The organism is Roseobacter litoralis Och 149, from assembly GCF_000154785.2.
GTDB classification, from domain to species: domain Bacteria; phylum Pseudomonadota; class Alphaproteobacteria; order Rhodobacterales; family Rhodobacteraceae; genus Roseobacter; species Roseobacter litoralis.
The window spans coordinates 2,905,216-2,917,017 of the sequence record NC_015730.1; the positions used below are offsets into that span (position 1 = coordinate 2,905,216).

Genomic DNA, 11,802 nt, shown 5'->3' on the forward strand with positions numbered 1-11,802 from the left:
AGTCAGGCCGCCAAAGCGCAAGTCAAACAAGAAGGAAAAACAATGTCTGCAGCTATGCGACTGGCCGGATACGCCGATACGTTCGGTGTGCACCCCGGAGAGACCATCAAATTCATGATCAACTGCGATGGGCCAAAAGAGTTCAAGGCCGAGATCGTCCAGATGATCAATGGCGACACGAACCCCCGCGGACCGGGATTCATCGAAAAGCCCGTCCCCGGCGGTCTGAGCGCAACCGTCCCCGGACGCAAACAAGTGATCCACAGCGGCTCTTACGGCTATGTGGCTGATTGCCCGCAACTGCGCGTCGAGAGCTTTACTGTGCAATGCTGGATCTGGCCCACTGCACCAAAAACACACCCAAAGTACTGGAAGCACGGCGCCCAGGGACTTGTGACCAAGTGGAGCGATGGCAAGGGATATGGCTTGTTCATCAATGAAAAGGGACATGTTGAAGTGCGGGTCAATGGCGTATCGCTGGAAAGCCCTGAACCGGTCCGCGATCACGCCTGGCACTTTGTGGCGGCGACCTTCGATGCGGCCAGCGGCGAATTGATCCTCTATCACGAACCGCAAGTGCACTACGCCCTAGATCCGGTGATCCCGCCAGTTACGAAAACGATCTCGGACAAGATCGCGCATACGCCGGTCCCCGCAGCCATCGCGGCCTTCACTGAAGCGTTGTCGGATGACCCCACCGCGCGATCTTCGGTACCCGCAGGGGTCGTGCTGGCAGGGAAATACAATGGCAAGATCGAGACGCCGCGCATCTGTTCCAAAGCCCTGTCGCGACAGGATATCGAGACAATGAAGCTGGGCGCACAGCCCGGTCTGACCGAACGACGCAACTCTGGGCCCACCGGACCATTGTCCGAAGTGATCGTTGCCGCCTGGGAGTTCTCGGATGGGATCGACACCATTCAGGGCACGGATTTTGGGCCCTACCGGTTGGATCTTGAGTTCGTGAACCTGCCGACCCGCGGCATGACAGGTCACAACTGGGGCGGCACTGTCTTTGACTGGAAAGAAGCGCCCACACAGTACGGCGCAATTAGCTTTCATGACGACGACATCGACGATGCCCGCTGGGAAGTGGATTTCGAATGGCAGGTGCCCGCAGATTGCAAAAGCAGGTCATACGCGGCCAAACTGACCACCCAAGACGGCGACGAAGACTATGTGCCGTTCTGGGTCGTTCCCGAGATTGGCAAAGAACAGTCCAAGATCGCTTTCATGGTGCCGACGATCAGCTATATGGCTTATGCCAACGAACACGTGGCCTGTAATGCAGGCGCGGCTGAGCTGTTTATCTACCGCGTGCCGATCATGCAGCATCAGAACATGTTCCTGGCCGAGCACCGCGAATACGGCGGGTCGATCTATGACACGCACACAGACGGCACCGGCATCTGCTTTTCATCCCGGCTGCGCCCAATCCTTAGCAACCGTCCCAAGTACGACCACTTTCTTGCGCAAGCGCCTTGGCAGTACCCGGCCGATCTGCATCTGATCTACTGGCTCGAAACCATGGGCTATGAATACGACTGCATCACCGATGAAGACATTACCTATGACGGGCTTGCGCGTCTGGAGAACTACAACGTCATCATCACAGGATCGCACCCAGAACATAACTCTGGCACGCAATTGGATGCGCTGCACAACTACACCCAGCGTGGCGGTCGTCTGATGTATATGGGCGCTGATGCTTGGTATTGGGTCCATTCCTACCATCCCGCCTATGAGGACAAAGGGCGCGGCGTAATCACCGAGATGCGGCGCTGCGAATCCGGCATTCGAACATGGCGTGCCGATCCGGGCGAGTATTATCACGCAGGCACCGGAGAATTGGGCGGCATGTGGCGTTTCCGCGGTCGTTATCTGCATTCAGTTGCTGGCGTGGGAATGTCATCAGAAGGCTTTGATGTCTCGAGCTATTTCTCAAGAACCCCGGAAAGCAAAAACGCCCGTGTCTCATGGGCCTTCGAAGGGATCGACTATGACGAAATGCTAGGCAACTTTGGCCTGGTCGGCGGCGGTGCTGCCGGGTTGGAACTCGACATTGTCGACTTCACGCTTGGTTCCCCGCCTCACACGCTGACGGTAGCGACCTCTGCGGGCCGTCACACCGAGGCCTATCTTCTGGTGACCGAAGATTTCGGCTTTAACCAGCAAGGTCTGGACGGCACCACGCACCCAAGGGTGCGAGGCGATATCGCCTTCCACGAGACGCCAAACGGAGGCGGATGTTTCTCATTCTCTTCGATCGCGTATTGCGGCTCGTTGCCTTGGAACAACTGCGACAACAACATCTCGAAGCTGACGGCGAACGTGTTGAACCACTTCATGGTGGATGGCCCACTGCCTGCTGTTCCAGAATCGGAGATCAGGGCACGCGGCCGAGCCGATGGCGATGCCGGAAATCCCGACTTGATCCCGGCGCAGTAACAAACCTTGGGGCTGACGGGCAAAAACGCTGGCCCCATTACCGCTGCTCGATTGCGAAATTCCATCGCCCGGCCAGCACCTCATTCAGGAACCGGAGGCCCACATGGTACGCAGACCAGACCTAGGCTACAGGGACGAGGGCATCACCCTCAGCGACCCGAAAACCTTTGACAGCGTGTGTCTTCCTTTTGGTGAGGCGGCAGCCCTGCCCCGTCTGGCCTTCAGATCGCTCCAGTTTCTATACCTAGAAGACGAAGCCATATGGACGCGGGAATGGGTGCCCATCAGCACCGTCCATGAAATCCCGGAGGACGGGGACATCCTGCCCTTCACCCTTGGCTATCATGGCATTCACGTGCAGCGCATAGGCTACAATTTTACAGGGCGCTTCAACCTGGCCCAGCATGGCGGGTGCCGTATCGTGCCGACGCAATGCCAACAGGGTGAACGCACAAGTTGTTCCTTTACATCCTGCGGATACAGCCGCGACCGGGGCCCGATTTCCAAGATCGAAGGCCAAGACGACACTCGCACTATGTACCAGTACCTTGGGCTGCGGCCCGAACGACTGCACCCTGTCCATGTGGAACAGATTGGGCCACTGCTATTCGTGAACATAGATCCAAGTGGTGACAAAACCGAACTGGCCGGTGAACTGGACCTGCCCGACCGCCTTAATGGCCCGGGTGTCGAAAGGTTGCATCGCGCATGGCTGGAGTTTGATGCCAACTGGAAGTTCTCCGGTCAAGCGCTGGCCCGCACAGAGGCGTTGTTGACCTCTTCGGACCGGTTCATGGAAGGCCACAGAACCGCCCTGGACGGCACAGACATGTCTGTACGCTGGGTATTTCCAAACATGATCCTTCTCTGCCAGGGGGGCGAGACCTGCGTGATTACCTTGCAGCACACCGCCATTACCAAGACGCTGTTCCGCGTCGAAATTCTGTCGGACGGTCCCGTCGGCGCGGATCGTCTGGCGTTCTGGCAAGCAGAGCTAACCGACGCCGGTGCCACAGCAGAAACCCTACAAGCGGCGGTACCGTCGAGTGCGGCGCTCGATGTGACTTCTGACATCGCCGCCTCGCGCCAACAGCGCGATCTGGCCGCGTGGTGGGCGCAGAACGCGCTGGTCTCTCGCATTGCAAACATGCCGAACGTGGACAGCGACATACCGATTTTCCGAAATGTGGAGCACTATTTGATATGAACGACCTTTCCCTCAAAGAGCCACCGAGCGCGCCCGGATACAATATCATGGACGGCGTCGCCTTTTACGAAGCTAGCAAGTTCGAGACCGCCTATGACGTCTTTAACAGCTGCGCCAAAGCAGGCGATGCAACAGCTTGGTTCTGGTTGTCCACAATGCATATGAACGGTGACGGGCGTGCAGTGGACAAGACGACAGGTTTCAAATGCTGCCTCAAGGCAGCCGAGATGGGCAGTATTCAAGCACAAACCAATCTGGGCGTCATGTACATTCAGGGCGATGGCGTGGCCGAAGATATTGAGGTCGGCCTGAAATGGCTTTGCAGGGCGGCAGACGCTGGTGATACGGGCGCTCAGTTCAATGCAGCAACACTGCTGTCGGCAGGCAAGATCGTCGAAAAAGACCTCGAGATGGCCGTTAAATACTATCAGATGGCCGCAGACAGCGGATACCACCCGGCCCAAGCTCGCCTTGGATTCAGCTACCGCAACGGCTTTGGCGTCCCAAAGGATCGTCACAAGGCATTTATGTGGCTGACACTTGCAGCACAACATGGTGCAGGCAGCGCGATCAGTATGCTGGAAGGGCTGGTGGCGGAAATGACGCCGGACGAGCTTCATACAGGTCACCAGATGGTGGAAAAGTGGATGCATGACCATCGCTCTGGTTCTGGTGACTTATACTTCCGTGTCGACACCAACTAACCAAGAAGGTCGGATCATGCGCTTCAGCGTTCAACAGATAAAGTATGAGTTTCTATATGCAATCAAGGAGTTCGACTCTGATGGTTCGCTTTGGCAGGTAGTCATCTCGTCAAGTCCGCCTCATGAAACACTTGAAGCGATAGGGCACAACGTTGAGGACTTCATCTACCTCGGCAAGCCGGCGGGCACCCTACGCGCCGCCGGGATTGTGAAAACCTATTTCATGCAACGTTTTGGAGTTGTCGATGCAGACGTCTTCGAAGGCGAAGGGGTCATTGAATGGGTGATCTTGTTCAGATCCAAGCAAAGTCTTCCCAATGCAGCAGATTTGCTTGAATCGGCCTGGACCGCCCAAGCCTGATTGAGGACGTTTACGACATAAAGAAATCGACGCCTGGAAAAAATCTGAGGCTTTATAAAAGGGAGAGAAACGACATGAAAGACATCACACAACTGGCGACAGGGTTTTATGAAATCGTAAACGGAGAGGGTGAATTGGGGGACGTTCTTTCGGATGACTTTCAGTTCGACATCATGCGGGGGTTTCCATACGGAGGCGTTCAGGACGGGCTGGAGTCATCAAAAACGTTCTTTGACAAGCTTGGCCCCCTATTTGATAATTTCGAAGTCCATGCGGAAGAGTTCATTCCGATCAACGAGACCACTCTTGTCGTGAAAGGATTTTACAGAGCTAAAGCCGCCAAGACCGGGAAGGAAGTCGATTTCGAGACAGTGCACTTCTGGACCTCAAACGGCGAAAAGCTGACGGCCTACAAACACTACTGTGACACGGGTTTGCTGAGCGAAGCCTTGGACCATGAGATCCCGGAATAACGGCCCAAGGCCCGGTCCGGGAACGCGTACAGGAGGGCAAATGCAGCGACACGGTCCAGCCTGGCAACAGCTAATTCAATGGCAGCACCTGAAACTCATGAAAATGCCTGATAACGAGGGCGCAAATCGCCATCGGCATTATCTTTTTGGGCGGCCTGGCTTTGCTTTGCGCCAACGGGTTCATCCTAGCGAATGACGACGCTTCAATCAGGCATGTCCAACTGAAAACCAATCATTTCCGACATTTAGGAGAAAAGTAAATGACTGCTGCCTTGTCGAACCTTGAAACATTGACAATCGCATCCATTGCGGATGGACTGGCCTCAGGGGCCTTCACAGCCGAAGAGGTGACGCTGGCCTGTCTTGAACAGGTCAAGGCATGCAATGCACATTACAACGCCATCATCTTTATGAACGACGCGGCACTGGACACAGCGCGTGACGTTGATCGGCGAAGGGCCGCTGGCGAAGCAATGGGCGCGATGGCCGGTGTGCCCATCGTTGTCAAAGATCCAATGGATATGATGGGTTTTCCGACAACCGCGGGATGGAAACTGCTCTATTCCGGCACAGGCGGGGTTGATCTGATGCCGGGCACGGATTCCCCGGTTGTTGCGCGGATGCGTGCGGCCGACGCGGTGATCATCGGCAAGACGAACGTGCCTGTGCTCAGCCATACCGGAAGCCACGCCAATGACAGCTGGGCGGGACCAACCTTGAACGTGGTCATCGAAGACCGCGTTCCGGGTGGATCAAGCGCAGGGACAGCCGCTGCGGTGGCCTCAAACATGTGTGTTGCAGGCCTTGCCGAAGAAACCGGTGGCTCCATTCAGAACCCGGCCTCAGCCCATGGGCTGGTCGGCATAAAGCCAACAATCGGCCTCGTACCCAATGCGGGCGTGGTCCCTCTCTCTGCCAATCGCGATGTGGTCGGCCCCATCGCGCGCAACGTTACTGACGCAGCAATCTGCCTTGATGTTCTGGCCGGTTACAGTGCGGAAGACCCAAAAACCCTCGCAAGCGTCGGGCAGATTCCGCCCGAAGGCTATGCGGCGGGCCTCAGCAAAGACGGGCTTGCGGGCAAGCGCATCGGTCTTTATGGGTCTGGATGGCGAAACCAGCCACTTTGCGAAGAAACCACAGCCCTATATGAACGCGCCAAGTCAGAACTTGCTGAGGCAGGCGCAGTTCTGATCGAAGATCCTTTCGAAGGCACAGATTTCGCATCTTTAAGAAAGCCAACGGCCCCTACCCCAAACTTTGACGGACGTGGCCTTGAATCAATCGCCTATGACGTCGGTCAGTACCTGCATCGGCTCGGCCCGAATGCTGCGCTGAAAACCTTTGCGGAATTTGCCGATGCTACCGCTGCTGAGAACCCGTTCGGGCCCGGCGGCGTGTTAGAATTTATGAACAGCCTGCCAGATTTCCGGGCTGCGATGGAGAACCCGACGCAGCCCCCTGAACTACCAGCATTTATTGCTTTGAAAGCAGCATACCTAGACATTTTCAACAGGGTCTTTGACGAACACGAACTCGACTCGCTGGTGTTTCCACAAATGCGAAAAGAGCTTCCGGGTCTTCATTCCGGGGATACGATTCAGGAAACGACCGTGGGCGAGTTGAATATTGCAGGGTTGCCTGCGGTGACCCTTCCCGCCGGGTTCTATGCAACCGGAGCGCCTTTTGAACTTATCTTTCTCGGGAAACTCTGGTCGGAGAAATCGCTTATTAAGCAGGCTTTTGCCTACGAAGTGCATTGATCCGCGTCCATGCCAGCCCCAAGCCGAAATTTGATTTCCGGGACTTGCAAAAGTGAGTTGTGGACCTCATGCAGCGACACGACCGTTTTTGCAGGTCTTGAAGGCAAGCCAACAGTTGGGCGCGCCCGGTTAAGGCTTGACCCAAGTGCACATTTCTGCGCTTGTATGGGGAAGGCCAAAGTTAATAGCAGGGTGTCGATGTAAGAGCACACATCCCCTTTTGACGCGGTCCATTTCCATGTCAGGCGTTCGGCTGTGATCTTCTACGTGCCGGCGTCGCATAAAGCGTACGGTGCATACATATGAGTGTGATGGCTTGCACCTCGGGTGTACCGGCGGCGTGATCTTTGGTGCCAATCCACAGAACCGCCAAACACCTGACTGAGCGCGCCGGACGGCGATTTCAGTTTGCACACTTAGTGCACAAGACAATGATTAATATATTGATATTAAACACGAATGCTCCCAAACCATCAGCGGAGTGACCGAGTATTATGCACGCGAATGCGCAGCCGTCTTACCCTAGAAGCGGCGAGAAAGAGGTACGAGATTGGCGATGGGTTGGATGCTCACATCGCTAAAAAGATTCTCAAGTCGTGTTTGGACAGGGACATGAAATTTAACTTAAAGACGCATGAGCGACTGAAACTAAGGCTGGGTGCGACCAAATTCTCAAGCAGGCGTGCCAATCCGCCCCCCCTCGGCACGCCTGCAATTGCCGCAACCACATACGCGGTCGCGCGGTCGGCGAAACCTCGGCCGACCTGGTGGGCTCCGAACGGGTTCGCCGCCATCCCCTCCGCCGCGCTTGATCCGCCCCACAGTGCGGCGTCTCCTGCGGTCCCCGCGCTTATCGGGTCCGGGTCCCCATCAATTCTGGCCGTTTTGACTATTCCGCCTCGAGCGGTGGGGTAGAGGCCATCGCAGTGATGGCTTGAAATTCCGCCAGAAATTCCGGCCGATGTTGCATCAAGTACCGGACGATCCGGGCGTTCCCGAGCAGCTTTCCCAGGTACCCCTTGATGACGGTCAGCTGCAGGTGGTCCTGGCCATAGGAGTCCTGGATCGAGGTGACCCCTTCCTGCAGCCGGGCCAGTTCGCGCTCCATGCGGGCCATGGCCTCCGGAGTGATGCCCTTCATCTTCTTGGTTTTCTTCTTGTCCACCAGCTGCGCCTGGGGTGTTCCCGCCAGAATTGCGGAGATGTACGCCGGAGAGTAATTGTTCGCGTTCATCATCAGCTCTGCCGCCTCGATCTGGCGCATGGCTTTCATCTTGCGTAGAGTCTCGAACACAGCCGTCGCGCAGTGTTTGTCCTTCAGGATGCTGACGGCCTCTTCGCAGATCCCGTCGAGGAGTTTGGCCTTGCGCACAATGCTGCGCGGATTGAGGTCCAGAGCCAGGGCGATCTTTTCCTCGGAGACCCCGCGCTCAATGGCCTTCCGGATCATCTTGTGCTCCTGGATAGGCGCAAGGCGGCTGATCCGCTTGTTATAGGTGAAGGCCTCGTCATCCGTTGAAATCAGACATTCGACCCGTTCAATGCCGAGATCTTTCAGCACCTCGATCCGAATATGCCCATCCAGCAGCATATAGGTGCCTTCCTCACCCGTGGATCGCGTGACGACCGGCGGTTCGACCAGGCCAACCTCTTTGATCGACGCGGTGATCTGGCGGTATTTGCGGCTGGATTTGACCGATGCGCGCAGCGCCTTCACGGGCAGCACGGACTCTACCGGCACGGTGACGCAATCACTCTCAAAGCCGAGCGCAACCGCGTCCGGGGTTTTGCGCTTGCCCCGCCTCATTCGGCCGCTCCTGCGTCCAGCGATTGACTGAGATATGTGGGCAGGGTGTCCAGCCCCTCCGCGCGCAAGAGCGTCAGGAAATGGTCATCGTCACGAAGCGAGCGAAACGCTTCCACGACGAACATCAGGCGGCCCTGCGTCAGCTCAGCTTTCTTGATGAGCACCTTCTGGCGCTCCGCCTCCTGTTGATAGGCACTCACAAGCGCGTCGCTGGTCAGGGGGCGCTTAGCGCCGTCGCTTCTGCCATAGCGATTGCGATGGAGGTGCGGACCCTGTGCGTCGCGCTGCTGGATGAGCCGACGCACGGCGGCCAGCTTCTTGCCGCGCAGTTTTTTCTGGGTGTAGGCATCCATCAGAGCGCGCTGTCCGCCCTCGGCATCTGTCTTTGAAATGTCGATGGCAAGGTTCAGCGGCAAAAGGCCGGTTTCCACAGCCGAGACCAGCCGTTCTTCCCCGCGCTCCAGAAGCCCCGCGATCATGCCGACATAGTCTGGTGTGACGCCGATCTTGTTTGCGATCTGGCGATCATTGTAGCCGCGTTTGCGCAGGTTGCCGATCTCACGCATCAGGTCGATCGGGCTGTGCTGGCGGCGTGCACAGTTCTCCACCAGGCTCATGACCAGGCAGTCGCTCTCGTCGGCGTCGATGATGATGGCAGGGATGGCATCCTGCCGAAGCTCGATGAACGCCTCGAGCCGACCCTGACCACAGACGAGGTCATATTCCGCTGGATCTTTACCGGCGCGCTGCGCCACCGTGATAGGTCGCTTCAGGCCGATCTTTGCGATGTTTTCGACCATTTCCTCGAAGGTGCGCCGGTTGCGCACACGGGGATTGAGAATACGAATTCGGTCGGTGGGGATGAGAGTGACCTGTTTTTGGGTAATGTCCTGGGCGTCGTCTGGCATCAGGCGGCCTCCGTGATCCGGGCCCGGCCAGCGAGCGCATAAAAATAGTCGAGCGTGTCGAAGCGGTAGGCGTCCAGCGACAGCCCGTTCTGCTCGGCCAGCCTCAGTCTGGCCATGGTCATATCGATGCTCGGCAGCAGGTAATAATCGCGTGGCGCTTCGTTCAATTCGTCCATCCGCACGGCAATCGTGATGTCGGGCACCAAGCCGGCATCGAGGCGGATGCGCCATCGCAGGGAACCGCCCTGCGTTTCGAAACACCGGGCAAGCACCACCGACGTCGTGAACTCGTCATTGATGCGGATCAGGTCCGTGTCCGGATCCTGCACAGCCCGTCCTCCACGTTCAGTGACACCGTCGAGGATCCGGGCCACGATGCCGGGGTGGGCCTGCCGCAAGGCCCGGTTGATCGCGACGTAGCGATAATCGCGCTCCGGCTCGTATCCGATCATCTGGTAGGCGCGCAAAAGGCTGCCGAAGCGGTGCCGGAAGGCGCCGGACGAAGGCAGGTTGTCCTCTTCATCGATGATCAGTCCGGACAGAACGCCTTTCTGCTTCAGCACGCCGCGCAGGGCTTCGAGCAATTCTTCATCCGTGAAATGCTGGCTGCGCGCGTCAACGATTTCGCGTGCGCGCAGGAACAGCGCTTTATCCACAATGGCAGGGTAGACACCCTCGGCCCGGATCCACATCTCGCGTGGATTCACCACCCGGCGTTGCTTCAGCTTGTAAGAAACCTTGTTGTAGACATTGTTACCGATGTATTTTTCGTTGGTCAGGATCTGGTGCACCGATGCTCGGGACCATGGCCGCTCCAGATCCGTCAGATGCCCCTCTGCATTCAAGGCGTCCGCAATCTCACGCTCCGAGCAGCCATCCTCAACGAACATCCGGTACATGCTGCGCACGACATCCTGTTCCTGCTCAGGGCCTGGAACAAGGACAACACGGTCGGTCTGAAGGCTCTTCTGTTCACCGCGGCACAATTCGCCTTTTGGGTTGCCGTGTTCGTCGATCAGCACCCGGCGCAGGCCGTATCCGGGAGCGCCGCCCTGGCGGTAACCAAGCTCCACCAGACGGCATTGCCCCGCGAATACCTTCACGGATAGTTCCCGGCTGTATTCGCCCGCCATGACCCGCTTGACGGTTTTTAGCAGGTTGGAGCCGATGCTGCCGTCGTTTTCGAACTGCTCGCCACAATAGTGAACGCGGATCCCGGCGCGAGAGCAGACATGCTCGTGATACGCCCCTTCATCGGCATCCTGAAACCGACCCCAGCGGCTGACGTCATAGACCAGAATGGCCTTGAAATCCGCTTGGCCGGTTCTGACCTCGGCCATCAGGTTCTGCAGCGCCTCGCGGCCATCCAGCCGCAACCCGGACCGACCGGAGTCCTCGAACACGCGCAGGATATGCAACCCCCGGGCGGTGGCGTAATTCCGGATGGTGTCGAGCTGGTTCTCGGTGGAGTACTTCTGGTGATCGGTCGACATCCGCACATAGGCGACGGCCGGCACATCCGTTTCAGGCGGCTCGTCGCTCTTGTCGGAGTGGGCCGCCCATCGACCAGTCACATGCTTATCTCCTCATTATTCCGGGCAAATCCATCGCTCCCTTCGGAATCAACGGTTGAATTCTTCGCATCATGTAATGCGAAGGAGTGTGGAATGTCGTTTCCGAAAAAGGGCAAGTTCTTTCCAAAAGAAAACGGATATAATGGGACAGGCGGTCATCAGACGAATGGATGCTTTGTCGAAGAAATCGCATCGGCACTGAAGCGGTCGCTCGGCGACAGTCGGGCGGGTGTGAAGACCGTGGCGGCGTGGACGGGTGCCAATGAGAAGACGGTGAAGAACTGGTTCTCGGGAACCTACGGTCCGAGTGGGGCGCATCTGATTGCGCTGTCGCGGCACTCCGACGAGGTGCTGGGTACCTTCCTGGCCATGGCTGGGCGGGAAGATCTGATGGTGGCGATCAAGCTCGCGGCTGCCGAAGACGCGATTTCGGATCTGCTTGATGCCGTGCGTCAGCTTGGTGGTGACGGTCAAACTGACCAGGATAGTTGATTTGCAAGTGCAGGCCGGAGCGCATCTGTCAAAAACAGCGTAAAGCCCGCTTGGTCCATTTCACC

The 11,802-nt window shown here is 57.4% G+C and carries 10 protein-coding genes; 7 read left to right on the forward strand and 3 right to left on the reverse strand.

The window, feature by feature from the left end; all coding sequences use genetic code 11:
• The first annotated feature begins 42 nt into the window (after positions 1 to 42).
• From RLO149_RS13850 to RLO149_RS13875, 6 genes are all read left to right on the forward strand, one after another.
• The gene (locus tag RLO149_RS13850) at positions 43 to 2,448 is read left to right on the forward strand and encodes a N,N-dimethylformamidase beta subunit family domain-containing protein (RefSeq protein ID WP_013962721.1); all 2,406 of its coding nucleotides are present in this window, start codon (positions 43 to 45) and stop codon (positions 2,446 to 2,448) included.
• Between the two features lie 103 nt (positions 2,449 to 2,551).
• Positions 2,552 to 3,655 (forward strand): aromatic ring-hydroxylating oxygenase subunit alpha, encoded by a 1,104-nt coding sequence (locus RLO149_RS13855; protein WP_013962722.1) that lies wholly within the window; start codon positions 2,552 to 2,554, stop codon positions 3,653 to 3,655.
• Positions 3,652 to 4,359, forward strand: a complete 708-nt coding sequence (locus RLO149_RS13860; RefSeq protein ID WP_013962723.1) for a tetratricopeptide repeat protein — start codon at positions 3,652 to 3,654, stop codon at positions 4,357 to 4,359. The genes RLO149_RS13855 and RLO149_RS13860 overlap by 4 nt, the downstream gene beginning before the upstream one ends.
• Positions 4,360 to 4,375: 16 nt before the next feature.
• Positions 4,376 to 4,720 (forward strand): hypothetical protein, encoded by a 345-nt coding sequence (locus RLO149_RS13865; protein WP_013962724.1) that lies wholly within the window; start codon positions 4,376 to 4,378, stop codon positions 4,718 to 4,720.
• Positions 4,721 to 4,794: 74 nt separating this feature from the next.
• Positions 4,795 to 5,193: a nuclear transport factor 2 family protein gene (locus tag RLO149_RS13870; protein ID WP_013962725.1), complete on the forward strand. Its 399-nt coding sequence runs from the start codon at positions 4,795 to 4,797 to the stop codon at positions 5,191 to 5,193.
• Positions 5,194 to 5,453: 260 nt separating this feature from the next.
• Entirely contained in the window at positions 5,454 to 6,956 is a 1,503-nt protein-coding gene (locus RLO149_RS13875) for an amidase (RefSeq protein WP_013962726.1), read from the forward strand.
• An 889-nt stretch (positions 6,957 to 7,845) separates the two neighbouring features.
• Here the strand turns inward: RLO149_RS13875 and RLO149_RS13885 are convergent.
• The 3 genes from RLO149_RS13885 to RLO149_RS13895 are packed head-to-tail and all read right to left on the reverse strand — an operon-like array spanning position 7,846 to position 11,245.
• Positions 7,846 to 8,763, reverse strand: coding sequence for a plasmid partitioning protein RepB C-terminal domain-containing protein (locus RLO149_RS13885; protein ID WP_013962728.1), 918 nt, complete (start codon positions 8,761 to 8,763; stop codon positions 7,846 to 7,848).
• Entirely contained in the window at positions 8,760 to 9,671 is a 912-nt protein-coding gene (locus RLO149_RS13890) for a plasmid partitioning protein RepB C-terminal domain-containing protein (protein WP_013962729.1), read from the reverse strand. The genes RLO149_RS13885 and RLO149_RS13890 overlap by 4 nt, the downstream gene beginning before the upstream one ends.
• Complete coding sequence (locus RLO149_RS13895) at positions 9,671 to 11,245, reverse strand: recombinase family protein (protein WP_013962730.1); 1,575 nt, start codon at positions 11,243 to 11,245, stop codon at positions 9,671 to 9,673. The genes RLO149_RS13890 and RLO149_RS13895 overlap by 1 nt, the downstream gene beginning before the upstream one ends.
• Positions 11,246 to 11,338: 93 nt before the next feature.
• On the opposite strand from RLO149_RS13895, the gene RLO149_RS13900 reads away from it, so the two are divergent.
• A complete protein-coding gene (locus RLO149_RS13900; protein ID WP_013962731.1) occupies positions 11,339 to 11,737 on the forward strand; it encodes a hypothetical protein in 399 nt (132 codons plus the stop codon).
• The last annotated feature ends 65 nt before the right edge of the window (positions 11,738 to 11,802 follow it).

Bases quoted from the DNA above. Each gene is read 5' to 3' on its own strand.
- RLO149_RS13855 (WP_013962722.1), top strand. From the start codon at position 2,552: ATGGTACGCAGACCAGACCTAGGCTACAGGGACGAGGGCATCACCCTC.
- RLO149_RS13885 (WP_013962728.1), bottom strand. From the start codon at position 8,763: ATGAGGCGGGGCAAGCGCAAAACCCCGGACGCGGTTGCGCTCGGCTTT.
- RLO149_RS13860 (WP_013962723.1), top strand. From the start codon at position 3,652: ATGAACGACCTTTCCCTCAAAGAGCCACCGAGCGCGCCCGGATACAAT.
- RLO149_RS13850 (WP_013962721.1), top strand. From the start codon at position 43: ATGTCTGCAGCTATGCGACTGGCCGGATACGCCGATACGTTCGGTGTG.
- RLO149_RS13875 (WP_013962726.1), top strand. From the start codon at position 5,454: ATGACTGCTGCCTTGTCGAACCTTGAAACATTGACAATCGCATCCATT.
- RLO149_RS13870 (WP_013962725.1), top strand. From the start codon at position 4,795: ATGAAAGACATCACACAACTGGCGACAGGGTTTTATGAAATCGTAAAC.
- RLO149_RS13890 (WP_013962729.1), bottom strand. From the start codon at position 9,671: ATGCCAGACGACGCCCAGGACATTACCCAAAAACAGGTCACTCTCATC.
- RLO149_RS13900 (WP_013962731.1), top strand. From the start codon at position 11,339: ATGTCGTTTCCGAAAAAGGGCAAGTTCTTTCCAAAAGAAAACGGATAT.
- RLO149_RS13865 (WP_013962724.1), top strand. From the start codon at position 4,376: ATGCGCTTCAGCGTTCAACAGATAAAGTATGAGTTTCTATATGCAATC.